This is a genomic window from Roseibium sp. JB4-4 (genome assembly GCF_055693425.1).
Genome location: NZ_CM146333.1, coordinates 5,660,551 through 5,684,719, shown reverse-complemented (window position 1 = coordinate 5,684,719; position 24,169 = coordinate 5,660,551). Strand labels below are relative to the sequence as shown.

Here is a 24,169-nt window from a genome sequence, read left to right as displayed (position 1 = left end):
GGTTTGACTCTGACGTGACCACGGCATCTGATACGCGGCACCAAGAAGTCGCAGCGGGAGACGGTCGATGCTGAGCGTGATCATCGGAATTCTGGCAATTGTAATCGGAGCTGCCGCGTTCATGCGCCGGACCGGTGCACCTGTTGGCAGCCACCGCCTCTTGAGGGTCGTCAGCAGCCGTGCCGTAGGTGTCGTCATGATACTGATTGGTGCCTTCATGCTTTTGTCGACATCTTTCATTCTCGTCGACGCAAATGGTGTCGGACACCTGAAACGGATCTATGCCTTTAAGGAACTGCCTGAAGGTCGCATCATCGCGCTTGATGGAGAAAAGGGCCCACAGGCGCAGATCCTTGGTCCCGGGTTTCATTTCATCCCGCTGGTCCGGGTCTTGTATGATTTTGAGGAATGGGACGTGGTGACCATTCCGGAGGGTTTCTATGCACAGCTTACTGCGCTCGATGGCAGTGCCATGCCGGCAGGCATGTTTATGGCACCTGCCATTCCCGATTCTGATGTCGGGGATATGCTCAAGGCAGAAAGCTTCCTGACAAAAGGGGGAATTCGCGGGCCACAGGAAACGGTTCTGAAGCCTGGGCAATACCGCCTCAATCGCTACCTGTTTGACATTCGCCTGGATGAGAACACTGACGCGACCATTATCCCGGCGGGCCATGTCGGCGTCGTAAAATCCAATGTCAGTCAACCCGGCATCAACTGCATCGAAGAGGAAGTCTCTGCATCTGCCGTGTCGCGCGAAGCTCTGACAGTACCCCTCGTTCCACGCGGCTGTGTTGGTATCTGGAAAGACCCGCTTTTCCCTGGTGCCTACTACCTCAACCGTCAGGCGTATGAAGTTACTCTTGTAGATACACGCGTTCAGACCTGGGAATACAAGGGCGGATACACAAAACGGATCATCGATCTATCCGTCGACCAGCAAGGCAATATTCAACAAAACGAGCGCTCCGTTCAGGAACGGATACCTGAGGATGCCGCCGACAGGGCTGTCTTCGTCAAGGTGGAGGGATGGGACATCCCGCTTGAACTCAGGGCTTTGGTGCAGGTTGATCCTTCCAATGCTCCGGTTGTTGTCGGGTCAGTCGGTGGTCTGGGAGAAATTGAAAACCGGATCCTGACACCTGCCATCCGCTCAATTGTGCGAAATGTCGCCGGTGCTTCCATCAGGGTCCCCGACAAAAATGCGGACGGAACGGCGACGGATCCGCAAACTTATACCCTCCGGCCGACCCGCGTGCTGGACCTGATCGAAAACCGGGACGCTCTCGAACAGACAATCGAGCAACAGATCAAGGTGGAAGGCAACAAGGCCGGGGTCGACATCAGGGAGATCCGTCTGGGAGAACCTGCAATCCCGCCGGAATTGCTGGTTTCACGCCTGCGCGTTCAGCTCGCCGATCAGCTATCGAACGCATACGAGCGTGAGACCGACGCCCAGCAAAAACGCATCGAGACCGAGCAGGCCCGCTCTACTGCGGATGAGCAGCCGAGACTGGTGGAAGCGCAAATTGCCGTTCAGGTTGCCAACCAGCGTGAACAGGAACGCGCAGCGCTTGGCCGGGCTGAACGGCAATATCTGGAAGAACTTGCCAGAGGGCAGCGGGCTCAGGTGGATGTGCTTGGCCAGGACCGCGTTGCGCTTCTGCAAGCTCTTGAAAAACTGCTGACGTCTCTGGAACGCAAACCGGAACTTGTCGGGCTGGTTGGCAAACTGGTCCCGAACACTGTTGTGGGCGGCGACAGCGGCTTTGCCGGTGCGGCTGCCCTACTGGGTGCCAGCTTGGGCGGGACCCAGGGCCAGGCTTCAAATCCCGGCCGTCCTGCGGCCCAGCAGTAACAAGGACCAAGGCCCGTCGTTAAGATGGGCCGATGTCGGGGCTGTGAAACCGCCAGGCCATCGTTAGAAGGTTTGGATACGCCTTGAAAATTGCATCGCAACTGGTTCATTGGAAATGTGATCCGGTTCAGGATTTTCGGAGAAAAAGTGAATTCCTTGAAAACACTGCTGGCGATCATCCTGATCTTAGGTTCTGCGCAGGCCGTCTCCTCCCAGGAGGCCGGCGAAAGCGACTTCGTCTATGTGTCCGACCTGGCAACTGCGGGATATGAACCCTTCGCGGTCAGCAGTACCGCATCTGCCAGCTTCGGCATGAAAAAGGGAGCCACGATGTATCTTTGCTTTCTTGCCGACAACGACGCACGTTCTTTGAAGCGCCGCGAGGTCATCCGAAAGAGCTTCGAAGAAAAGGATGCGCCCAGAACGTTGCCAAACATTCCGGTTGTCTGCGTTCTTGCTCAATAGCGTCGAAAATTCAGAATCAGATCTGTTCTGGGTGCCTTTGCCCGCCTGAAGAATTGTCTACATCGCCGCGAACACCCCCGGTACAAATCCATTAAATGACATGAAGACCGGAAATCCCACATAAAGGTCTGACATGCCCGGCTGAAATCGAAAGTCTTTCAAAGACTTTCCCGTTTAGTGATGACCAAGAATTAGTCGGTCTACGGAAGCACTTACCTCAACAACGTCGGCCGGCAATTGGGGCAACAGAGCGTGAAGTCTTATGACCGGACCTTTCCATGGCTGGATAACTGCATGGCTGCAATCCCCACACAGCCTTGCTGCATTGCGGAAAATCGACTACAACGCCCTAAATTGATTTAGGTCAATAATCTTGCCGTACTCGGCCAAGTCAGACCTTCACCAGCAAACAAATACAAAGTGGAGCATGTCTTGTCCGCACGTGCCGAGGCCATTGCGCCTGTGAAATCGACAAAACTTGATGCCTCGCGCATCAAGACCGAACTGCTAGCAGGCCTGACCGTCGCGCTGGCTCTGGTTCCGGAAGCCGTTGCATTTGCCTTCGTCGCCGGCGTCAATCCGCTCGTCGGTCTTTACGCTGCTTTCTTCGTCGGATTGATCACGGCCTGCTTCGGCGGTCGTCCTGGCATGATCTCCGGTGCAACCGGTGCGCTTGCCGTCGTCATGGTCTCCTTGGTCGCCCAGCACGGTGTTGAATACCTGTTCGCCACTGTCGTGCTGATGGGCATCCTCCAATTGGGTGTCGGTCTGCTGAAATGGGGCAAATTCATCCGCATGGTACCGCACCCGGTGATGCTCGGATTTGTCAACGGACTGGCAATCGTGATTTTTCTGGCGCAGCTCGGACAATTCAAGGTTCCGGATGGCGCTGGTGGTCTGACATGGATGACCGGCTCGCAGCTCTACCTCATGCTTGGACTGATAGCGCTGACCATGGTCGTGATCTGGCTCTTGCCGAAAGTCACAACGGCGTTTCCAGCCCCCTTGCCGGCATTCTGGTAGTCTCGGCACTGGTGCTTGGCTTTAATCTGGACACCCGCTCTGTTGGCGACCTTGCCTCCATCTCAGGCGGCCTGCCCGCGTTTCACATTCCGATGGTTCCGCTGACGCTGGAAACGCTGCAGATCATCCTGCCCTATGCCGTTATTCTGGCGGCGATTGGCCTGATTGAATCGTTGCTGACACTGAACCTTGTCGCTGACTTGACGAACACGAAAGGCGGCGCTTCCAAGGAATGTCTTGCCCAGGGTACAGCGAATGTCGTCACGGGTTTCTTTGGCGGCATGGGCGGTTGTGCCATGATCGGCCAGTCGATGATCAACGTGAAGTCCGGTGCGCGCACCCGCATTTCGGGCATTGCAGCAGCCCTCTTCCTGCTGTCATTCATCGTTGTCGCGTCTCAGCTGATTGAGCAAATTCCTGTCGCTGCCCTCGTAGGCGTGATGTTCATGGTCGTAATCGGAACATTTGCCTGGGCCAGCTTGAAGATCGTTCACAAGATTCCTCTGACAGACGCCTTGGTGATGGTCATCGTGACCGGCGTAACGGTCTATGCCGACCTTGCGGTTGCCGTTGTCGTTGGCGTCATCATTTCAGCTCTCGCCTATGCCTGGAACGCGGCAAGCCGCATCAGTGCCCGCATCGGCAAGAGCAAGGAAGGATGGAAGGTCTATCGCCTGTCGGGTCCCCTCTTCTTTGGTTCCACGACCGGTTTTGTTGACCTGTTCAATCCGCAAAACGATCCCGACGATGTGGTTGTCGACTTTATCGACAGCCGTGTGGTTGACCATTCCGGCCTGGAAGCAATCGACGCGCTGGCATCGAAATATGAGGCTGTCGGCAAGCGCCTCCATCTCAGGCACCTGTCTCCGGATTGCCAGCGTCTGCTAGACAAGGCGGGCAACCTTGTTGAAGTCTCCGTCTTGGAAGATCCCGATTACGAGATTGCGGTTGATTATGGGCACACATTCGATGAACCCGAGCCGGCCAAAACAACCTGATGCTTTTGATGCATCAATCGACTTGAGTTTCAGACCCGCGGCACCAATCCGCGGGTCTTTTCTTTGCAATCCCGTTTTCACGCACCTGAGACCGCGACCCGGGCCGCATTTGATATTGGCTGACTGATCGCGTTCACTTGTCGTCGTCAATCTGCGAAAAGACAATGAAAGCAGGGATTCGGGGCAAACAGTGTCGCAGCGTAGAAAACTTTTCATAACACCGACTTTGGCGACCGTGATCGGCTCATTCGTTCTGGTGACTGCGGCTGCCATCTTGATTATCCAGGCCACAACGTCCTCGAAAGTTGTGCGACAACTTGGTGGTGAGCTTGTCGACATTGGCATGGATTCAGCCGAGCTCGCCTTTGTCGAGCAGCTTTATGCCGTGACCTTGACAGCCGAGTATTCAAGGGTCTCGGCAGAGCGAAACGAACTTTCCTTTGACAAACCCGAATTGCCGATCGTCTACCTCTACGGTGCGCTTGCGCCGCTGGAACAGGTCTCGTTCATGGTTCTGGTCGATCCCACGGGAAAAGGGGTTGATGTCGACAGAGGCGATGCTGACGGCACGCTGCTAGGCGGTGAAGTCGATCTTGCGGCAGAGATCCCCATTCTCATGCCCATGATCGAGCGCGCGGCGAAGCAAACGGAGGCTTTCTGGAGCGAAGCAGTCTACATGCCGAACCGGGAGCACACCTATTTCGTGTTCACCCAGCCGCTTTACAAGGAAAGACGCCACATTGGCACGATGCTCATTGGCACTTCGCTGGAAAGAATTTCCGAGATTGCCTGGCATATTTCAACCGACGACATCACGGTTTTCCTATTGAGAGAAAACACACACGAGGTCATCGCGCATCCTGACTTGCACAAGAAATTTGATGACCTCAGCGCAGGAACGCCACTCCTCCATGTCAAACACGTTCCGGATGATTTCCTGAAACACTTTGAGGAGATGCCGAAGCTGAACAACGCCTCGTTCGATATCGCCGATGACCTGGATCTTCATGTTGGCTACGACGATGAAGGCATCAAACGCTTCGTCATCATCGAAAATAAGAACGACAATCTCCAAGGGCTTCCCGTGCGTATCGGCGTGCACTTCCCTGCCCAGTTTCTCGATCAACCGCTACACCAGCTGGTAACCGCCGTCGCGGTTGGCACTGGTCTGCTGATGCTTTCATTGCTGGGTGCAGTCCTGCTGGCCAAACGCATCGCGCTTCCCATGCGGCGCGCATCCGGCGCAGCGAAGGACGTTGCCAATCTCGACTTGAATGCGGTTGAACCATTGCCTGCCAGTGTCATCAAGGAACTGGATGACCTGTCAAAAGGCTTCAACGCCATGGTCGGTGGGTTGAAGGCCTTCAATCGCTATGTTCCCAAGACGCTGGTGCGTAAACTCTTGAGCGAGGGCCGGGCGGAAGCGCCACCGGAGGAACGTGAGCTTGCGGTATTGTTTACTGACATTGCGGGTTTCACGTCTGCCTCAGAGGGCATGTCAGCCAGTGAAACGGCAGAATTCGTCAATCATCACCTGTCACTTCTCGGCGAGGAAATCACCCGGCAGGATGGCACGATCGACAAGTATATCGGCGACAGTGTCATGGCGTTCTGGGGAGCGCCGGAACGGTTGGATAATCCTGCCGAACCGGCTGCACGCGCGGCTCTCGGCATGGTCGGCGCCATTCGCAAAGACAATGAAGCCCGTGCAATGCGGGGCGAACAACCGGTTCGTGTACGTATTGGTCTACATCTCGGGCCGCTGGTGGTCGGCGATATCGGGGCATCCGAACGCGTCAACTATACGGTTATTGGAGACACTGTAAACGCTGCCTCGCGATTGGAAAGCCTGGGCAAGGAAATCGATCCCTTGGCGGATGTGATCATCCTTGCTTCTGAAGAAATCACAAAAAGACTTGGTGATGAGGTCGCTCTGGAGCCCATCGGCTCCCGCAAGATAAAGGGAAGATCGGAACCCCTTGTCGTGGTGCGCCTGCTGGCATAGCAGCGCCCTGCCCTCATCCAGCACGACTTCAGGCGGAATGGCGGTTCAGAAAGTCATCATCATTGCGGTGATCAGGTAAGTTGCCAGACCGTAGAGGCTCAAGAGACTGACACTCATGAAGAGCCCCCTCAGACCGTCTCGACCGGCCAGATAACACCAGCTGTGGCCACAGCGCCCCACAGCAAAACCAGCGACCCAGACCCAGCAGGCCGCAAGCGGCGGGGACACCAGGCTGAAAATCGCTGCCAAAAGAACAAAATAGACCGAATTTTCCGTAGCGTTGCGATGCGCATTGTGATGACGCTCGAGCTCCTGCCAACCAATTTGCGGAACCTGTTCGGGCGCGTTGGCGCTCGCCTCCCATTCTTCGGGCGTTGCATGCAGTCCAAATCGAACTCTGGTCAGCTCGGTCGCTGTCATCAACCAAGTATGATTGGCAAGGAGTAGCGCTGCACACACTATGAACGCAGTCAGCACCCCGGCGGACGGCAGCCCGATTTCAGCAGGCTGAACACCAAATGCAAACAGGTTTAGAACGAATGCGAAAAATATGAGGGTGAACGGATACCCCAGTATGAACATTCGAGCACGCTGTTTACGCGCTTCGGACACACCACTCATCTGAATTTCGCCCCTATCGACCGCAGCCGGCACATCGCTTGTCAAAAAATGCCGAAGAAAACCTGACTTAGGCACTAACCATGCCCGCGTCCAGTCACAGGCACGGTTTCAATTGAGCTTACCGTGTAAAAGTCGATGGGTGCCCGTTTTCTAAAGATACTGAACGCCCGTGAGGCTCGAAAGCAAGTCTGGATGCGATCATGGTCAGCCAATTCCGGCATCTGCGCAAACCGCTTCACCTGCCCCGGTCCCAGCCTGATCGGCGGCGTGAAGAACCTTGTCGAACTTGACGATGGCAAGGATCTTTTCCAGATCTTTCAACGAAATCAGACGAGCCTTCCATTTCTGGGTAAGCTGGAATTCGAACGCAACATCACTCAAGTCCTGCTCAAGCTGAAAAGCAAAGGCCTGAAGTTCTCCGTCCGCATTGGCGACCGCAACCTTCCAGTAGGACTGCGGGATGCGGACCTTCGTGACACCATCATCGTCCACGCCGGTAAAGATCGGGTCTTCGGATTTGAGAACGGGACCCGCCAGCACGCAGAGCTTTTCTGTCTTTGCCTGCTTGAATATGTGATTTTCGAGCTGGCCCCATTCGCCGCCTTCCCGGGATCTGTTGAACCCCTTGACCTGCGGCGTGCAGTTGGTGGAGTGGAACGTGTCTCCGTTTGCGAGTTGAACCTCCTCGTATGTCCGTCCCCACACCACGGCGTTGCGCCGAACCACATGGCCTTTGTCAAAAGCTTTTCGGTCTTTGTTAAAGAACCTGTCCGGCAGTTGATGGTCACCGGGTATCCTCGGGTCGGCAAACCACTTCTCGCGATCATTGTCGGACGTGAAGCCGTTTAGGGCCTTCCGATTGTATTTGCGTCCAGGTTCGGGTTTCAGGCTGGATTTACGCGTGTCGACATTGGCCGCGGTGACAAGTGGCATACGTCGAAGTTTGTCCATAATTATCGAAAAATGATAATACTTCAGAAGGTTAGACCCATCGTCAAGTTTTGAAACCCGGTCCATATCGGTCACCTTTGGCACGGGAACATCAAGACCGATGAAGGACGGGTCATAGCCTGGACGGTTGGTATAGTCGTCATCATGCTTGGGCTCGACCATTCGTTCGATGGCCGGCGCCGCCAGCGGCTGTCCGGCAGGTATTGCAGCTGAAGCTTGCGCACTGACCATAGACGCTGCGCCAACCTGGATGTCTATCGTGATCGGGATGGTCCAACGGCTCGTGCCGCCGGGTCCTGCGGTCTGAACGGGTGCCTGGATTGCACTTCCGGAGTTGTCTTGCGACAGAGCAACTGCTGTGCTTTCTGCTGTTCCATCTGCCTGTCTCCAGTCAGACAGCCACGGATTGGGGTCTTCGATGTTGCTGAGCGCGTCTTCCCCAAATTCAAGACCCGCCCCCACAACCTTGTCATCACGAGACAGTTCATAAGTTGGAACCGCAAAGTTCGCGTCCTTGTATCGTCCGGCAAAATGGAGCGCGACAATGTCGCCAGTGATGACATCCATGACGAGACTGCCAGATGCGCCACCGAGCGAACTTGCGTCATGCGTAACGCTATTGACCTGATCACCGTAACTGAGGATTTCACGGCGGCTTTTCAAAAAACCGGGAAGCAGTCTTTTGACGTCGTAAATGCCCTTGAAGACACGGTTCTGAACCGCTGCATCGTTGCGCGGATCAAACGCCGGGTAACCGACCAGAGAAATCTCTCGGCCTTCAAGGTCCTCCGGTTCCTGCATGGACAAAAGCAATGGGTCGACACCGTCCGGGGACCCTTCCAGCTGCAACAATGCCATATCCCAGTGCGGGTGGATCATTCGTATACCGATTACTTTCGCAAACGCACTCTCAGCAGATCCCGCTTCCTGCTTGTAATCGATCCCTGCAGTCTGACCTGGCCGGAAAGCCAAACCTTTTTCACCTAGTCCCGTCGCAAATAGCTCGGCTACGTGGCGGTTGGTCATGATAAGATCATCTGCGACCAGAAAGCCTGTTCCGCCATACGGCAGATAGGGATGGTCCGGGAGTTCAATCCGTCCAGCAGCCGGCAAGATCTTAAGAATATTTCGCCGGATGGTCTCATTCGTATTGAAATGCAGCCAGTCCTTGTGCTGGACGTTATAGGCCCCATTGGTCACAACAATTGCCGGACGTTTGTCGGGCACGATAATCGCTTCAATCAGGAAAGCTTCTTCTCGGTCGAGGTCTTGACCGCGGGCCAGTTTTTCGACGGCCGCATGAGCTTTTGCCCGCTCGTCATCGGCCCCGGCCGGGCCTTCGTCCATGCCACCGCCCATGCGCAGTGTCTCTTCAGGCTGGTCGGCCAATTCAGCAAGATCACCGCTTGAGAGCAGTGTTTCGAGATAATTCTTTAGGTCGGGCTTTTCCTTTGAAACAGGCATGTCGAGCTCTCCCTTTGCTCTAAAATGAATGGGTGGCCAAATCTTTGATGATAACTTTGGGCTCAGCGCCGAGAATGCGCCTCAGCATCTCTGTGTTTATTGTTGTGTCGTTGTCGAATGATCCGTGACGCACCGGGATTTCAGCGAGCCCGTTCGTGGTTTCGCGGTGCTCAAGAACACTGAAGGAGGCATTGATGCGCTTTAGTTGCGCAACCCAGTCCTCAGCGGACTTCCTGGTAACCCCTGCAAAAATGTCCTTCTCGAAGGCTTCCTTGAACTTGTCCTTCAAGGCCCATTCCAGACCCAGCAGCGGCGTCTTGTGGTCATCCTCGAGCGCCCGGCTGACCAGATAGAGAATAGATTTGCCGTAAAGCTGTTCCTTGCCGACGAAATCAGCCCTCTCCAACTCGTCATTCAAGAGATCAACATGGAGGCCACCATCCGCAATGACGTGTTTCTCGGTGTTGTGCCCATAGTAACGACCGGCAAAAGCTATGGTGCATGCTGGTGCCCAGAGCGTCACTGTCTTCACAGGCGGCTTTTTCTTGTCACCAAGTTTTCGCTGCCTGAGGTCTTCCAGAAAGTGCCCAAGCCAGATGGATCCGGCGGAGTGTCCGACCATATGCATCTCAAGGTCTGGAAAATCGTTCAAAAGAGTGCGCACATGTCTACTGACCTGACGGATCGCGCCTTCGCCGAGTGCAGCCGAAGCTGCATTCTGCTTCATCTGGCCCCAGACCGCACGGCCCACCAATTGGCGGGCGGCGAGCTCGAATGTCCTGTCCCGCTTCTCCTTCAAGACATCGAACAGCCCCTCACTCCCTGCACGCCCCGGCCCCTCTGACAGGTCTGTGGCAAAACGCCTGAAATGATCTTCCCCGATAAATTTCAGGCTCTCCGCCAATCCCGTTTTCCAGACGAAGAACACAGGTGCAATTCCGTTGGCTTCAAAACAGGGGCCAAGCTTTTGCGCGTGCTTGACCGCTCTGTCTTCCCCGGTCAGGCCGCCATGCGCGAAAAAGACGAGTTTGCGTACCTGCTTGTCTTCTAGCAACTGCCGAACGTTTTTAAACACGACGGCAAGTCCGTCATGTGCATCGGCTGCTTCCGGTAACCGGCGCAGCAGCCGTCCGTCATTGCCGCTCACAACCGAGTGACGATAGGTCTTTGCCTCACTCCATCTTTGGACCGCCTCCAGGCCGGACCCGGCTGACGTACCGATTGCTTGCTCAGACACTGGGAGGTTGGCAAGTGGGGCACTGGGTTTGACGACGGCGACCTGATCGACCTCAACAGGGGCGCCGACGACCGCGACCCAGGCATCGAAGCCGTTGTCCACCCAATCCTTGTAAGGCAGCAGTCCAAAACCCTTGTAACCCCAGTCCGGTCCCCAGGAATTCTGCACGATAAAGCCATAGCGGTTATAGCCAACCAGTGCGAAGGCGTGCCCCCCTGTTGTCTTGTCACTGGTTCGTTGAATGACCGCCTTCTGCAGCGACGCGCACGTCTTGAGGCTCCAGCCGTCATGTACTTTGGCAGAAGCATAGATTGCATGCGTTTCAACGATCGCAGCCTGCATGTCGGCTATAGAACGTGAATCCACGCGGTAATAGGCACCCAGCGGGCGTTCGATCGCGTCAATTTCCCAGCCCGTCTTGGGCGGCACAAACTTGCTGTCGTCATAGGGAAACAGGTCTTTCCGGCAGACACCATGTTTGTGCCAGCCTTTCATGGCCCCCCGGCAACTTGATCCGCTGTAGTCCTCGCCGTCCCACTCATCATAGAGTTTGGCATTGTTGTAGAGCATGCGCTCGCTCACAAGGTGAGGCTTTTCAGCGGCTCTGCCGCGCTCGGTTTCCTCTAAGTAACGTTCCCAAAAGACATAGTTGATGACAGCCGCCAGGCCAAAGCCTGTGCACGCCCCTTCTGAGCCCTGGTTCAATATGTATCCGTCTTCGAGAAATCTCGGCAGAAACTGATCCGCCAGCTCTTCCGGCGGATACTGTGGCGGCAGGAACGTCAAAGGCGGGCGATAGGGACGATCCCTGAAATCAACCCGGTCGGGTCTTACATCGAGGCCACGAAGTGTTCCAGAAAATGAATGCTTGACCGATGCCATTACCGATCACCTAAAGTAGTGTAAAAACAAATAAGCTACTTGAAGAGACTAGATCACTTCAAAGACAATCAGCAACCTTTGATAAATAAAATTTCAAAATACAACCTATTACGCAACGTCAGGTAGGCCTGCATTCTCAGCCATATCACCTTATCCTCGCCCTGATGTGACGTTGGTTGACCACGCAGGGCCTTCAATCGAAATGCCTCAAGCGCCACCTCATCAAGCAGCGGCGGGAACCTTCATCTGCGCCGATAAAACTCGCTCTTGATGAAAAGGAACACGTCTCATGTTGAACCGTCGGCACTTCTTGTCACTGTCTGCCGGGATGGCGGTAGCCACGGCCACCGCGTCTCTTCCCGCTCTTGCTCAGGATCACGCCAGATCCGGGCGCTTCAAGGAAAAAGCCGTCACGTGACGACGGGGCATGCGGAGCTGTCCGGCAGCCGCGTCGTCTTGCAGAGAGATTTCACCTTTGATGGTGCCCCGGACGCCCGCATAGGGCTTGGACGGAACGGGCGATACGATCCAAACACGGATCTCGGAGCCTTGAAGAAGTTAAAAGGCCAACAGTCCTACCGTTTGCGCGGTGGTATCGATGTCTCGAAATACAACGAAGTCTATGTATGGTGTCGCAAATTCAATGTCCCGCTCGGTGTTGCGAAACTTGGCGGTTAAAGGCGCTCTGCGGAAGTGCTTCCCTATTCACAGGGGACACTTCCGCAAAAAGCCTGATCTTAGCGGCCTCAGTCCTTCGAAGCTGGTACCGGCACGGAAGCGTTGCGACTGAAAACAGCAAAGACCGCCTGTGCTGCGAGTACAGCCGCAACAACTGAAGCCAGACCAATTCCAAGGTCAACATATTCAGAAAACGGCAATCGGAAAGCAAAGTCGAATATCTCGATGAAGCTTGCCGTGAAGGCAATGAAAAGACCGCCTGCAATCAGAAGCACACCGCCGTCTCCAGAACGGCTTTCCGACTGAAAAGACTTCGACGCCAGGAAATAGCCAAGAACGACTGCTGAGAAGATGACTGTCGTCAACAGCAAAATCCCCAAGGTGACGTACATACTCATGGCCCAACCTCTCAATGTTTTGTTGGTGCCGTTCTTTCCGCATACTTCGAGTTGGAAATCCCGACAGAAAAGATCGCATGGCATCAGAAAAGATCGATCTGCGCCGCGCGGCAGTTGGGAACCAATTGTGGCGATTTCTGGTTTGGAGGAGTTAATTGGTTTGCCGCAAATCATTAAATTTACGAAAGAAATCTGAATTTCCCCCAGCCTCTACAGGCGGACGAGGCTCCTGTGCTCGACAGGAACCCCGTAGTCCAGCCCGAGAACTGTTAGCGAACCAGAATGTTGCGAAACTGCCAGGGGTCATTCGGGTCGATATCTTCGGGAAAGAAACCCGGCCTGTTATCGAGCGGCGTCCAGTCGGTGTAGTATCCCTTGACCGGACCAAGGTAGGGAAGCTGGATCTCAAGGCAGCGTTTGTAATCCATCTCGTCGGTTTCAACGATACCAGCATACGGATTTTCCAGAGCCCAGACCATCCCGGCAATCACCGCCGACGTCACCTGCAAACCAGTGGCATTCTGATAAGGTGCCAGATTGCGCGTTTGCTCTACCGACAGCTGGGAACCGTACCAATAAGCGTTCTTCTTGTGCCCATAAAGCAAAACGCCAAGCTCATCGATCCCGTCCTGAAGTTCGTTTTCCTCTAGGACATGCAATTTGTCCTGGATCTTGCCGGCGGCGCCAAAAAGCTCATGAAGCGACAACACGGCGTCATTTGCTGGGTGGTAAGCGTAGTGACAGGTTGGCCGGTAGCTGACCCTTTTGCCATTCTCCAGCGTGAAATAGTCGGCAATCGAAATGGCTTCGTTGTGGGTTACCAGATAGCCGAACTGAGCTCCGAGTGTTGGACACCAGGTTCGGACCCTCGTATTGGCACCTGGCTGCTCCAGATAGATGGCTGCATTGCAGCCCTTCCTATGGCTTTTGGCGTTTTTAGGCTTCCAGGTCTCGTGCGTTCCCCACCCGAGTTCAGCCGGTTGAAACCCTTCTGACAGAAACCCCTCTACAGACCAGGTGTTCCAGAATGTATTTGCAGGCTTCGGTTCCTTGGCGCGTTGTGTGTCGCGTTCAGCAATGTGGATGCCTTTGACCCCGGTCTTTTTCATCAATTTCGCCCAGTCTTTCTTTGACTTGGGCTCCTTGAATTTGACACCGGTTTCAGTTGCTACATCGACGAGAGCCTTTTTGACGAACCAGGACACCATCCCCGGGTTTGCACCACAGCAGGAAACGGCGGTCGTTCCACCAGGTTTCTTCTTCTTTTCCCGGCGCACAGTTTCGCGCAGGGCATAATTGGTGCGATCGGCTGCCGTTGCCGTGTCGTCGAAGTAAAACCCGGGCCACGGCTCGACCACTGTATCGATATAGAGCACCCCAAGCTTGCGGCACAGCTTCATCAGGTCGAGCGATGACGTATCAACGGACAGATTGACTACAAAGCCCTGTCCCTCGCCTTCGCTCAGCAGCGGTGTGAGAACGTCTTTGTAGTTCTTTGGCGTCAAAGCCGTTTTCTGAAATTTGTAGCCACGGTCTGTCACTAGTTTGGCGTCTGTGTCCACCGGGTCAATCACAGTGAACCGGTTCTTATCGAAATTGAAATGCCGCTCGATCAATGGCAGGGTCCCCTTACCGATCGATCCCAACCCAATCATCACCACGGGACCTGAAATAGTTCCATGCACCGGCCAGCTCTTGGCGGTTGCAGCCGGCCGAGGGGCGACTTTTTTGGCGACAGTCTTTCGTGGTGCGGCTGATTTGGCGGCCGACTTGCTTGCGCTCGCCTTCTTTGCAGTGACCGGTTTTGCCGAGGCTGGCTTGGTGCTTGCCGGCTTTGCAGCAGCCGGTCTGGAGCTGGCAGGCTTGGCTGTCGTCGGCTTGGTCGCCGCTGGCTTTACGCTGACTGGTTTGGCCGTTTTTGAAATCGCAGTTGCCGCCTTTGTTGCTGCAGGTCTAGCGGTTTGAGGCTTTGCGGCAGCTGCCACTTTTGCAACGCTCTGCTTTGTCGCTGCAGGTTTTGACGGACTGGTTACCTTTGGCGAACCGGCTCGCGCTTTTGTGGCCCTGTTTGCTGTTGCAGCCTTTGTCGCGGCTGGCTTGGCCGCCGCACGCTTGGTTGCCGCGGTATTGGCCGCCGCAGGCTTTTTCTGAGCACCCGACGTTCCAGCACCTGCTTTGGCCCGCGCAGGCTGCCGTGCAGCAGTCGTCCCGGAGGCGTTTGCCCGTTTTGATGAAGCTTCGGTCGCTGCTGCCTTTGGTGCTGCCGGCTTTCGGCTGGCTCCAGGTTTGGATGCGCTGGTTTTGGAACCGGCTGCCTTTGTTTCAGAGGCTTTGGCGGCCGTCGGTTTCGGTGCCGCTGCGGCTTTCCTGGCTGCAGCTGGCTTCGCGGCCGCCGTCTTCACACTGGCGGCTTTGGAAGACGGCGTCTTTGCGGCCGCAGTTGGCTTTGGGGAAGCCTGTTTGGCAGGTTGCTTTGCTGCTGCAGGCTTCGCGGTTTGCTTGGTATTGGATGATTTGGCTGCAGCAGGTTTGCGCGCAGGAGATTTATTTGTTGCTGCCTTGTCGACAGCTGTTTTGGTTGACCGCGCTTTTGCTGCTGTCGTGCGTCGTGCAGCAGGTTTGGCGGCAGCTTTTGTCGTCCGGCTCTTCGGGGCGCCGCCTTTGGTATCATCGGTCATTCTCAAAACTCCAAATCTCTTCGTTTCGTCTCAGCGTTGTGTCAGCAACATCAGACGAGAACGTGGCACGAAAGCGCACTGATTGCACTTTTCTCAAGACTTGACGGTTTTTCCCTGAAATTTCAAGTCTGAAACGCCAATTATTAGGCAATTACAGTCCGCGCCGGCCGTCTTGGATCACGAGATTACGGGCAACACATACTTGAAAGGAACCAGCCCGGCCCGCTCATGCACTAGAAGAGCAGACCGTGCTGATGAAGAAACACGATGGCGCAGTCAGTCAGATAACAAAGGACGCAAGCGGCGCGAAACCGTTAAAACCAACCGAAGAGTACGTCGTGGTATAGGCCCCGCAAGCTTCGATCAGAACCTTGTCGCCAATGCATAGGCTGACCGGCAGCTCATAGGGATCTTTTTCATAGAGAACATCAACGCTGTCGCAAGTGGGACCGGCAAGGACGCAAGGCGTGGTCCGGTCTCCGTCATGCGGTGTCCGGATCGGATATCGGATGGCCTCGTCCATAGTCTCAGCCAGACCGTGGAACTTGCCAATGTCCAAATAAACCCAGCGGGTTTCATCTTGTGCTGATTTACGCGAAATCAGAACGACTTCAGCCTCGATCATGCCGGCATTGCCGACCATGCCCCTGCCCGGTTCTATGATTGTCGAAGGCAGACGGTTGCCGAAGTGCTTCGTCAGCGCATGGAAAATGGCATCGCCATAGCTTGGGACACCGGGAACATCCTTCAGGTAACGGGTCGGAAATCCGCCACCCATGTTGACCATCTTTAGCTCGACACCGCGATGCGCCATTTCCCGGAAGACTTTCGCCGCCATGGCAAGAGCGAAATCCCAAGCGTTGAGGTTCGCTTGCTGGGAACCGACGTGGAAGGAGACACCATGGGCCTGAAGACCCCGCCTGTGTGCATGTTCAAGCACGTCGGGCGCCATCTCCGGGTCGCAACCGAACTTGCGGGACAATGGCCACTCGGCTCCCTCTCCGTCGCACAGGACCCGGCAGAAAACTTTGGAGCTTGGGGCAACGCGGGCAATTTTTTCCACTTCTTCGACGCAGTCGACAGCGAAGAGGCGGACACCGTGTTGGTAAGCGCGCGCAATGTCCTTCTCCTTCTTGATGGTGTTGCCGTAAGAAATACGCTCGGATGCAGCACCTGTTGCCAGAACCATTTCGATCTCTCCGACCGAAGCACAGTCGAAGGACGATCCGAAGCTTTCCAGCAATGACAGGATTTCCGGTGCAGGGTTTGCCTTGACCGCGTAATAGACGGACGTGTCGGGCAAAGATTTGGCAAAGGCCTGGAAGTTTTCGCGCACAACATCCAGGTCAACAACCACACAAGGGCCGTCTTGGTCGCGTCGTCGCAGAAATTCGCGGATTCGCTCGCTCATTTGGGGGCTCCCCTTTCAATCAAGGCTGCGGATACGCGCAATCTTTCAGCGCTCCGCAGGTTCACGTCGCAGGGTGCTGCGTGACGCACCGGGCCTCCTCCGGGATGGAACCGGAGGCCGGGTTGGACGCAGCGACGGTTGGGCAGCGCAACTGGAAACAGTGCAATGCTTTCCCGCGTCGGGAATGCCGTTGATTGGATCGGGAATACCGAGCCGCACGTCGGGCAATGATGTAACAAGTGCCTCTTCAGTGACACCGGAGATTGGAAACCCCGGCCGAGACCAAAAAAGCCCTCTTACGTCGTTGCTTTAAGCCGTCCGGATCTTGTCTGCCTCGCCCCTTGGCGGTTTTCCTGGCAGTGACCCCTTAAGAGATGTCCTGTTTCAGCATCCCATGAACGGCCTCGGGCACGTGCGAATTTGGGCGAGGCGTGTATGCGCCCGTTTGCTTTTCAGCGCAAGCAGAAATTTGAAATTCAGTGAAAAAGATCGAGTTGCTAAGTCAACCTCGCCCTATTCAAATGCCTTGAAACTTGTTGCAAGGTACTCGGCAAAGACTTTCACCCGGTGTGATTGCGAACGCCCGGGTGGAAAGAGCATCTGAAGCGGCTGTTTTGGTGTTTCGTGTTCCCGCAAAAGCCTGACAAGCCTGCCGGATCGGATGTCACTCATGACGTCAAATTCAGACTTCAGCATAATGCCGCGGCCTTCCAGGCCCCATTGGCGCACGAGGGCACCATCATTGGCAGTCAGCGAGCCGTCAACCCGCACCGATTGCTTTTCATCCCCTGAGATGAATTTCCAGACATTGTCTATCGATTGACCGAAACGCATGAGGATGCATGTGTGCTGTTGCAGATCGCTTGGTTTCGACGGCGCCCCTCTTCTTTCGACATAGGACGGTGACGCGCATACCAGCCTCGGCCTTGCCGGAAGTGCACGGACGCGCAAAGTGCTGTCCCCGATTTCGCCGAACCGGACAGCCAGATCAATGCCGAGACCGACAATATCGGCATATCCGTCTGAAAGATGCAGATCGATGGAGATGCCGGGATGTTCGGCCTGAAATGCCGCAATGGCTTCTGAAACGAGTGTCCGGCCAAGGTCGAGCGGCGCACTTAGACGGATAAGACCGGAAAGGTTTTGAGCTCCCAGTCTAATACGGCCATCAAGATCGGCTGCCTCGTCCAGCAGCTGGCGCGCACCAAGCATGAGTGTGCGGCCTTCTTCGGTCAGGCTCAAAGAACGGGTTGTCCTGTTAAGCAGAGCGACGCCATAGTGCGTTTCCAGCGCTGAAAGACGTTCCGATACTGTCGTCGGCGACAAGCCTGTTTGCCTTGCCGCGGCAGCCAGGCTGCCATTCTCAACGATTTTCACGAACAGGGCGATGTTATCAAGCAGCATTACTCGGCATTTCCGGATTATGAAATCGAAAAATGCTTCTTTATCCGTGAATGTCAAGTGAATAGGTTAGCGGCACTGACGAACACCAAACAGGAGATCAAACATGTCCCGACTGACAATTGTCGCCAATATCAAGGCTAACCCGGATCAAATTGACCTGGTGAAAGCCGAGCTGCTGAAACTGATCGATATTACGCGCGCTGAAACCGGCTGCATCAACTACGACCTGCATCAGGACAACGAAAATCCCGCACATTTTCTCTTTTACGAGAACTGGGAAAGCCGTGAGCTGTGGCAGACACATATGAATGCGCCGCATCTTGCTGCGTATTTGAAGGCCACAGAAGGTGCCGTTGCCGATTTCACCCTCAACGAAATGACCCTGATCGACTAAAGCCAGCCGACATGTTGTGCGGGGCTTGGCAGGCACGCTACGGCCAATCCCCGCACCGGCAAAGGTATCTTCACCTGAAAAATTCTGTGCTATGTACCTGCGGTCTAATGGAGGACTTCATGGCTGCGCTTTCTCCCCCGGTTTGCGACTTCAATTGGCCCGCCCCGGCATTCAAATTGCCGGGCACTGATGGCAAGACATATGAACTCAACGACCTCAAGGATGAAAACGGCGCTTTGGTCATGTTCATTTGCAACCATTGCCCTTTCGTACTTGCGATCCTCGACAAGATCGTGCGCGATGCCCAGGATTTGAAGGCAATGGGCATTGGCGTTGCTGCAATCTGCTCAAACGACCCGGTCGCCTATCCGCAAGACAATTTCGCCAACATGAAAAGGCTCGCGGAAACACGGGGCTTTCCATTTCCGTATCTGCACGACGAAAGCCAATCCGTTGCACAGGCTTATGGCGCGGTTTGCACTCCTGATTTTTTCGGCTTCGACAAAAACCTTGGGCTGCAATATCGCGGCCGTTTGGACGCAACGCGCATGAATGTCGCGGGCATTGACATGCGCCGAGACCTTTTTGAAGCGATGAAACAAGTCGCAGAGACCGGAAACGGTCCGCTTGAGCAGATACCCTCGATTGGTTGCTCCATCAAATAGAAACATTGACGCCATGCAGATTGAAAAGCTCGACCACGTCAACTTGAGAACGAAGCAGCTCCAGACCATGGTTGTCTGGTACGAAAGCGTTCTTGGTCTGATGTCCGGTCCCCGGCCCGATTTCCCCTTCGCAGGAGCCTGGCTTTATGCGGGCGAACAGGCGGTGGTCCACCTTGTCGAAATTGAGGGCGATCATGCAGTTGGCTCTGAAAAAGAGCTGAAACTGGAGCATTTCGCATTTACCGCGACAGGTCTTGAAGAATTCGAACATCGCCTGCAGCAAAGTGGTGAAGAATACCGCCGCTCCGGACCGCCTGGCCTTGATCTTGTCGCCTTCAATCTCTGGGACCCGGATGGCAACCACATTCACGTGGACTTTGTCTCCAACGGTTGAACCATCCGAGCATTTCTCAAGGTTTCAGGTGCTAAAATGTTTCTGAATGGATCAGGGCCTCTGGCACTCCCAGATGTTCGAGTTCAGCCTGCATCCCGGCTAGAAAGGCAGCCGGGCCGCAGAGCAGATAATGCACGTCATTTCGGGCAACCAGTGCCTTCAAGGCCTCACCTGAAATACGCCCTTCGACATCGAAGTCGCGCCCCTGTTCGTCGCCTTCGTTCGGCCTGCTGTAAAATGTCAGCGTCGAAACGCTGCCGCTTTCGCTGGCAATCCGGTCAACATCGCGTTTGAACGGATGATGTGCGCCATTGCGAGCCCCGTGCACGAACCAGATTGCCCGATTGTCATCGCTTTCCACCAGCCAATGCACCATGCTGAGCATCGGTGTTATGCCGATCCCGGCACTCACAAGAACAATCGGCCTGTCATCATCTGGCAGTATAAAATCACCTGCGGGCTTCCGGCTTTCAAGTATGGCTCCCGGTTGCAAGGCATCGTGCAGATAGCGTGAAGCGAGCCCGCTGGTCTCCCGTTTCACGGAAATTCTATAGTGCATCCCATTCGATGAATTCGACAGCGAGTAAGTGCGCTGGACCTTTTCATCAAAGCCCGGGATTTTCAGCTCGATGGGAAGATGCTGACCCGCCCTGAAGGGCTCGAGAGTGCCGCCGTCGCGGGCCTCAAACAGGAAGGACACCACGTCTTTGCTTTCCCGGTGTTTTTCAATCAACCGCAATGAGCGGGCATTTTCCGCATCCGCCTGCCAGCGCAGCCTCAAAGCCGCCGTCGTTTCGACAACGTCCTCTATGTCTAACGTCACAAGCTGGCGGGCCCCGGCAAAACGGCGCACGTCGTCGGATCCAAAGTCAATTGTTGCGCGCCCTGTCAACTGCAGCAGACTACCACTTGCGAAATCCAGAAACAGGAAGCCGGCGCAACCGTCCTGCACGATGTTGCCCAGCGTGTTGTAAAACCTGTTTCCCGCATAATCCGGGAAGCGGATTTTCCGATCGCCAAGCACCTCCACGAAACCTTTTTCACCGCCTCGGTGGGAAGCATCCATCCCATAAGCAGGATCTTCGCCCTCCCCCTGGTATCCTGTTGCGATGAAAAACGTGTCGGCAGTTCGGATCCAGTCGATTTGCGACGGTGTCAGATCCTGCCCGCGCTGGACCCTGGTCTCAAGCGGACCTTCATCCCACCAATAAGAGCGCTCACGGATGTATTGCGGACAATTGCCGAACGATTGACCAACGACGAAATTCAGTTGTCCTTCCGTGCCTCCAACAACGTGCCCATTGACCCTGTTGCGGCGTCGGGTGGCCAACTCAATGCCCAGAATGCCAATATTCGTTCCCGCTCTCAGAGCTTCTGCAAGCGGGTCCCCAGGCGTTGGCGAGGCGTCAATATCAAGGCGTGTTGCCTCCGGCGATGCAACGAACCCGGTATCGCCTTCCAGAACGGTCGCCCATGGTCGGCCCTGCCGATCGCGCGCGGAAACGATTAAAAACGGTTGAGCCTCAAAGAATTCGCGGTGTTGGTCCGGCATATGGTTCCGAATTGCGCCTTTTGCCCAGCGCTCGATATCACGCTCCCCCATATGCTGCTGGACTTGCTGCTCGCCCTTGTGAAAGGGAGACCGTCCGCTGTCGGCAGCAACGCCGATGTCAGTCTTAAGCATCTGATTGTCTCCCACACGTGGAACAAAGGGCCGGTCACCCAGTTTAGAGTGACCGAAAGTCCTTCTGTCAGGCAGCCAGGCCAACCTTTGTCGCTGGCATCGCCACGAAACCCGGCAGATTTTCAATGCGCTTCAGAAGCGCTCTAACGGCGGGGTAAGGATCGAGAGACACGTTGCCTTCCGGAGCATGCGCCACATAGCTGTACATCGCCACATCGGCAATCGTCGGAAGGTTGCCGACAAGCCAGTCGCGACCATCCAATTGGTCTTCCAGGAAGCTAAGCGCCTGCGCAGACACTTCTTTCGCGCGCTCTGGATCAAGCGGCACACCAAAGACGGTGATCAAACGGGCCGCACAAGGTCCTGCAGCCAATTCGCCAGCGGCAAAAGACAGGAATTTTTGAATTTCAGCTTCCTCAACCGCATCAGTCGGCAACCATTCGGGTGCGTATTTGCGAGCGAGATAAACAAGGATTGAATTTGAATCGGCAAGTACGGCCTCGCCGTCTTGGATGACCGGGACCTTGCCGGCCGGATTGAGTTTCAAAAAAGGGTCCCGCTTGTGCTCGCCACCCGCCAGATCAACATCAACCAGCTCATGCTTGATGCCTGTCAGATTGCAGAACAGCTCAACCCGATGGCAGTGCCCGGACAATGGAAAGCGGTGAATTTTGATAGAATTGGACATGATCATACCCTCGCGATCTTGAACCTCCTGCGGCTGCCGACCTCAATGCCGGACCGCTGATCGCAATATGCCAATTCTCCGATACGGAAATAATCCTCAATCTTGTTCAATAATTATGTACAATTTGGCGACAATATTGCCTGATGCTCCAATCAAGAGGCAGATTATGGACAAGATTGAAACGATCCGGGCCTTTGTGGCTGTGGCTCAGGAAGGTTCATTCACGGCCGCAGGTCGCCGCCTCGGGCATTCAACAAAGCTGGTCAGCAAATATGTCCGACATCTGGAAGGCCAGCTCAAAACCCAGCTTTTCAACCGGACCACTCGAAGCGTGTCTTTGACCGATGTCGGAACGGCCTATCTGGAACGAAGCCGCCCGATCCTGGAGCAGATCGATGATCTGGATTCTCTTGTCAGCGAACGACAGAGCGCCCTTGCCGGCCCGATCCGGCTCACCGCACCGACAGGTTTCGGAAGCACCAAGCTGACGGAAGCTCTGGTACCTTTCCTGAACCGTCACCCTGAAGTTGAACTCGATATGTTTTTAACGGACAACCGAGTGGCGGTGGTTGAAGAGGGGCTGGATCTGGCAATTCGTATCAGCACACTCCGGGACTCCACTCTGATCGCACGAAAACTGTCCGATATGCCCTTGGTCATGTGTGCCTCGCCGGGTTACCTGGAACAGCATGGTCGGCCTCAACATCCAAAAGCCCTGCAAACGCATGTCTGTCTGGTCGACAACAATCAGCAGGACCTGAACACCTGGCGTTTTTATACCAACGGACAGGAGGAGACCGTCCGGCTAAGCGGTGCAGTCAGGGCCAATGCACCCAGAGCATTGGCCGCGCTGGCAATTGGAGGTTTGGGAATAACACGCGCTCCGCTCTATGCAGTCCAAGAGGCGTTTCAGGAAGGGAAGCTGGAAAGAGTGCTGCCTGACTTTGCGACGGAGAACTTCGGTGTCTATGCCCTTTACCCGCCAAACAGGCACCTGACCCGCAGAGTGCGTGCCCTGATTGATCATCTTGCGTGCGAGTTCAGCTCTCGTTGGACGATTTGATCGGGTGCACTCTTGACGGAAACCAGATTTCGAAACATGCCCCTTGCACCTGCGGGCCAAGACGTATCGTTGCGCCATGCGCCTTGAGAAGGGCCTGAACAATCCCAAGTCCCATACCGGTGCCACCACTGTCGCGCCGGGTTGTGAAAAACAGGTCGAAAACCTGTTCGGCGTTCCCTGAGGAAATGCCTTTCCCGTTATCGCTGACATTTACCTTGAGCCCGTTCCCCTCAGCTTCCGGTGTAACAACCACACGATCCGCACCGTGCTGGCGTGCATTTTCGACGAGATTTGAGAATACGATTCTGGCGTTTTCCGCAGACATTGGCAGGTCTCCGTCTCCCTCGCAGTCAATCGCGAAACCTTCGGTATTTGTCTGTACCTCGGCGAGAACCATCTGAAGACGCGAGTCTCCTCCAATCTCGACACTGTCGGCGCGCGCGAGATCTCGGAGCCTGTTCAACAACAGAGACGCGCGCTCGGTATCGCGGAGAATATTCTTCAGGAACCTCTTTCGATCTTCGTCACTCAGACCATCGCTTTCTGCAAGCAGTTCCGCTGCGCCCTGGATGGCCGTCAAGGGAGACTTTAGCTCGTGGGTGACATGATTGGCGAATGTGTTGATATAGTCATTGCGATCAAACAGCTTGCGGGACATGTCGAGCATGCTTTCAGACAAGGCATGGATTTCCCGGTTACCATGGATTTTCAACGGCATCAGTGCTTCGCGATCTCCCGCGCCAATCCTTAGAGAACGGTGTGTCAGTGCCTTGATCGGGCCTGAAATCGCGCGTGCAAAAATGTAGCCGACAACAAAGGTTGCTCCGAGAATGAAAAGCGATACCCAGAACACGGTTTCGCGTTTCCAGAACATTTCTTTCAAGATGTTGCTCGGCGTGCGCGAAGCATAAACAACGCCCGCAACCCTATCGCTCACGATAATCGGCAGCGCGATAAAAACGCGAACGCTTGTGCCGCGGCTTATGGAATATATCGGTTGCGGATTTTCAACGGCGCGCTCCCTGAGCACACTGGCATAATTGCCTTCCAATGCCGACCGAATTTCAGCGACATGCGCAAGGGATTGGCCAAGTTCATCCCGGCCGGCGATGACGGTTCCATTGGCGTCCAGAACACGAAAACCGGCAAGCGTCAGTTTTTGTGTGTTCCTGAGAATGGGGCCAAGTTCTTTTCCCACCAGTGCCGTT

General features: G+C 55.2%; 21 protein-coding genes and 1 pseudogene. 12 read left to right on the top strand and 10 right to left on the bottom strand.

Annotated features, from left to right (window positions below):
• Positions 1-67 precede the first annotated feature (67 nt).
• From ACZ1HV_RS26790 to ACZ1HV_RS26775, 4 genes and pseudogenes are all read left to right on the top strand, one after another.
• Positions 68-1,858 carry an SPFH domain-containing protein gene (locus tag ACZ1HV_RS26790; RefSeq protein ID WP_298965416.1) on the top strand — a complete coding sequence of 597 codons (1,791 nt, stop codon included), beginning with the start codon at positions 68-70 and terminating at the stop codon, positions 1,856-1,858.
• Between the two features lie 147 nt (positions 1,859-2,005).
• Positions 2,006-2,323, top strand: a complete 318-nt coding sequence (locus tag ACZ1HV_RS26785) for a hypothetical protein (RefSeq protein ID WP_298818416.1) — start codon at positions 2,006-2,008, stop codon at positions 2,321-2,323.
• Between the two features lie 432 nt (positions 2,324-2,755).
• Positions 2,756-4,344, top strand: a pseudogene (locus ACZ1HV_RS26780) (SulP family inorganic anion transporter).
• Between the two features lie 190 nt (positions 4,345-4,534).
• Positions 4,535-6,349 carry an adenylate/guanylate cyclase domain-containing protein gene (locus ACZ1HV_RS26775; RefSeq protein WP_298965420.1) on the top strand — a complete coding sequence of 605 codons (1,815 nt, stop codon included), beginning with the start codon at positions 4,535-4,537 and terminating at the stop codon, positions 6,347-6,349.
• Between the two features lie 45 nt (positions 6,350-6,394).
• Here ACZ1HV_RS26775 and ACZ1HV_RS26770 read toward each other — a convergent pair whose 3' ends face one another.
• From ACZ1HV_RS26770 to ACZ1HV_RS26760, 3 genes are all read right to left on the bottom strand, one after another.
• Positions 6,395-6,970 (bottom strand): MAPEG family protein, encoded by a 576-nt coding sequence (locus tag ACZ1HV_RS26770; protein WP_472716848.1) that lies wholly within the window; start codon positions 6,968-6,970, stop codon positions 6,395-6,397.
• A 204-nt stretch (positions 6,971-7,174) separates the two neighbouring features.
• The gene (locus tag ACZ1HV_RS26765; RefSeq protein WP_472716847.1) at positions 7,175-9,385 is read right to left on the bottom strand and encodes a DNA/RNA non-specific endonuclease; all 2,211 of its coding nucleotides are present in this window, start codon (positions 9,383-9,385) and stop codon (positions 7,175-7,177) included.
• A 19-nt stretch (positions 9,386-9,404) separates the two neighbouring features.
• The gene (locus tag ACZ1HV_RS26760; protein WP_472716846.1) at positions 9,405-11,504 is read right to left on the bottom strand and encodes a C1 family peptidase; all 2,100 of its coding nucleotides are present in this window, start codon (positions 11,502-11,504) and stop codon (positions 9,405-9,407) included.
• Between the two features lie 289 nt (positions 11,505-11,793).
• On the opposite strand from ACZ1HV_RS26760, the gene ACZ1HV_RS26755 reads away from it, so the two are divergent.
• Positions 11,794-11,922 (top strand): twin-arginine translocation signal domain-containing protein, encoded by a 129-nt coding sequence (locus tag ACZ1HV_RS26755; RefSeq protein ID WP_472716845.1) that lies wholly within the window; start codon positions 11,794-11,796, stop codon positions 11,920-11,922.
• Positions 11,919-12,182 carry a DM13 domain-containing protein gene (locus tag ACZ1HV_RS26750; protein WP_472716844.1) on the top strand — a complete coding sequence of 88 codons (264 nt, stop codon included), beginning with the start codon at positions 11,919-11,921 and terminating at the stop codon, positions 12,180-12,182. The genes ACZ1HV_RS26755 and ACZ1HV_RS26750 overlap by 4 nt, the downstream gene beginning before the upstream one ends.
• Before the next feature lie 68 nt (positions 12,183-12,250).
• Here the strand turns inward: ACZ1HV_RS26750 and ACZ1HV_RS26745 are convergent, their stop codons facing one another.
• Positions 12,251-12,580 (bottom strand): hypothetical protein, encoded by a 330-nt coding sequence (locus ACZ1HV_RS26745; protein WP_298986587.1) that lies wholly within the window; start codon positions 12,578-12,580, stop codon positions 12,251-12,253.
• A gap of 269 nt (positions 12,581-12,849) precedes the next feature.
• The gene (locus ACZ1HV_RS26740; protein ID WP_472718505.1) at positions 12,850-14,235 is read right to left on the bottom strand and encodes a homospermidine synthase; all 1,386 of its coding nucleotides are present in this window, start codon (positions 14,233-14,235) and stop codon (positions 12,850-12,852) included.
• 73 nt (positions 14,236-14,308) lie between these two features.
• Between ACZ1HV_RS26740 and ACZ1HV_RS26735 the strand changes: the two genes are divergently transcribed.
• The gene (locus ACZ1HV_RS26735) at positions 14,309-14,545 is read left to right on the top strand and encodes a hypothetical protein (protein ID WP_298986593.1); all 237 of its coding nucleotides are present in this window, start codon (positions 14,309-14,311) and stop codon (positions 14,543-14,545) included.
• Between the two features lie 210 nt (positions 14,546-14,755).
• Entirely contained in the window at positions 14,756-15,340 is a 585-nt protein-coding gene (locus ACZ1HV_RS26730) for a hypothetical protein (RefSeq protein WP_472716843.1), read from the top strand.
• 198 nt (positions 15,341-15,538) lie between these two features.
• Here the strand turns inward: ACZ1HV_RS26730 and ACZ1HV_RS26725 are convergent, their stop codons facing one another.
• A complete protein-coding gene (locus ACZ1HV_RS26725; protein ID WP_472716842.1) occupies positions 15,539-16,669 on the bottom strand; it encodes a type III PLP-dependent enzyme in 1,131 nt (376 codons plus the stop codon).
• Positions 16,670-17,182: 513 nt separating this feature from the next.
• Positions 17,183-18,073 carry a LysR family transcriptional regulator gene (locus tag ACZ1HV_RS26720; RefSeq protein WP_472716841.1) on the bottom strand — a complete coding sequence of 297 codons (891 nt, stop codon included), beginning with the start codon at positions 18,071-18,073 and terminating at the stop codon, positions 17,183-17,185.
• Between the two features lie 103 nt (positions 18,074-18,176).
• Here ACZ1HV_RS26720 and ACZ1HV_RS26715 point away from each other — a divergent pair, with 103 nt between their 5' ends.
• The 3 genes from ACZ1HV_RS26715 to ACZ1HV_RS26705 all read left to right on the top strand — a co-directional run bounded on the left by ACZ1HV_RS26715 (position 18,177) and on the right by ACZ1HV_RS26705 (position 19,526).
• Positions 18,177-18,467, top strand: coding sequence for a putative quinol monooxygenase (locus ACZ1HV_RS26715; RefSeq protein WP_472716840.1), 291 nt, complete (start codon positions 18,177-18,179; stop codon positions 18,465-18,467).
• 119 nt (positions 18,468-18,586) lie between these two features.
• Positions 18,587-19,132, top strand: a complete 546-nt coding sequence (locus ACZ1HV_RS26710) for a thioredoxin family protein (protein ID WP_472716839.1) — start codon at positions 18,587-18,589, stop codon at positions 19,130-19,132.
• A gap of 13 nt (positions 19,133-19,145) precedes the next feature.
• On the top strand, positions 19,146-19,526 hold the full coding sequence (locus ACZ1HV_RS26705) for a VOC family protein (RefSeq protein ID WP_298818384.1): 381 nt from the start codon (positions 19,146-19,148) through the stop codon (positions 19,524-19,526).
• A 31-nt stretch (positions 19,527-19,557) separates the two neighbouring features.
• Here the strand turns inward: ACZ1HV_RS26705 and ACZ1HV_RS26700 are convergent, their stop codons facing one another.
• A complete protein-coding gene (locus ACZ1HV_RS26700) occupies positions 19,558-21,210 on the bottom strand; it encodes an FAD-binding oxidoreductase (protein ID WP_472716838.1) in 1,653 nt (550 codons plus the stop codon).
• Positions 21,211-21,277: 67 nt separating this feature from the next.
• Positions 21,278-21,886, bottom strand: coding sequence for a glutathione S-transferase family protein (locus tag ACZ1HV_RS26695; RefSeq protein ID WP_472718504.1), 609 nt, complete (start codon positions 21,884-21,886; stop codon positions 21,278-21,280).
• A 178-nt stretch (positions 21,887-22,064) separates the two neighbouring features.
• On the opposite strand from ACZ1HV_RS26695, the gene ACZ1HV_RS26690 reads away from it, so the two are divergent.
• Positions 22,065-22,961: a substrate binding domain-containing protein gene (locus tag ACZ1HV_RS26690; RefSeq protein WP_472716837.1), complete on the top strand. Its 897-nt coding sequence runs from the start codon at positions 22,065-22,067 to the stop codon at positions 22,959-22,961.
• On the opposite strand, the gene ACZ1HV_RS26685 is transcribed toward ACZ1HV_RS26690, so the two are convergent.
• Positions 22,939-24,159, bottom strand: coding sequence for a HAMP domain-containing sensor histidine kinase (locus tag ACZ1HV_RS26685; protein WP_472716836.1), 1,221 nt, complete (start codon positions 24,157-24,159; stop codon positions 22,939-22,941). The two genes, ACZ1HV_RS26690 and ACZ1HV_RS26685, sit on opposite strands and share 23 nt — an antisense overlap.
• Positions 24,160-24,169: the final 10 nt, after the last annotated feature.

Bases quoted from the DNA above. Each gene is read 5' to 3' on its own strand.
- ACZ1HV_RS26790 (WP_298965416.1), top strand. From the start codon at position 68: ATGCTGAGCGTGATCATCGGAATTCTGGCAATTGTAATCGGAGCTGCC.
- ACZ1HV_RS26770 (WP_472716848.1), bottom strand. From the start codon at position 6,970: ATGAGTGGTGTGTCCGAAGCGCGTAAACAGCGTGCTCGAATGTTCATA.
- ACZ1HV_RS26765 (WP_472716847.1), bottom strand. From the start codon at position 9,385: ATGCCTGTTTCAAAGGAAAAGCCCGACCTAAAGAATTATCTCGAAACA.
- ACZ1HV_RS26760 (WP_472716846.1), bottom strand. From the start codon at position 11,504: ATGGCATCGGTCAAGCATTCATTTTCTGGAACACTTCGTGGCCTCGAT.
- ACZ1HV_RS26755 (WP_472716845.1), top strand. From the start codon at position 11,794: ATGTTGAACCGTCGGCACTTCTTGTCACTGTCTGCCGGGATGGCGGTA.
- ACZ1HV_RS26745 (WP_298986587.1), bottom strand. From the start codon at position 12,580: ATGAGTATGTACGTCACCTTGGGGATTTTGCTGTTGACGACAGTCATC.
- ACZ1HV_RS26740 (WP_472718505.1), bottom strand. From the start codon at position 14,235: ATGATTGGGTTGGGATCGATCGGTAAGGGGACCCTGCCATTGATCGAG.
- ACZ1HV_RS26725 (WP_472716842.1), bottom strand. From the start codon at position 16,669: ATGAGCGAGCGAATCCGCGAATTTCTGCGACGACGCGACCAAGACGGC.
- ACZ1HV_RS26720 (WP_472716841.1), bottom strand. From the start codon at position 18,073: ATGCTGCTTGATAACATCGCCCTGTTCGTGAAAATCGTTGAGAATGGC.
- ACZ1HV_RS26715 (WP_472716840.1), top strand. From the start codon at position 18,177: ATGTCCCGACTGACAATTGTCGCCAATATCAAGGCTAACCCGGATCAA.
- ACZ1HV_RS26710 (WP_472716839.1), top strand. From the start codon at position 18,587: ATGGCTGCGCTTTCTCCCCCGGTTTGCGACTTCAATTGGCCCGCCCCG.
- ACZ1HV_RS26705 (WP_298818384.1), top strand. From the start codon at position 19,146: ATGCAGATTGAAAAGCTCGACCACGTCAACTTGAGAACGAAGCAGCTC.
- ACZ1HV_RS26700 (WP_472716838.1), bottom strand. From the start codon at position 21,210: ATGCTTAAGACTGACATCGGCGTTGCTGCCGACAGCGGACGGTCTCCC.
- ACZ1HV_RS26690 (WP_472716837.1), top strand. From the start codon at position 22,065: ATGGACAAGATTGAAACGATCCGGGCCTTTGTGGCTGTGGCTCAGGAA.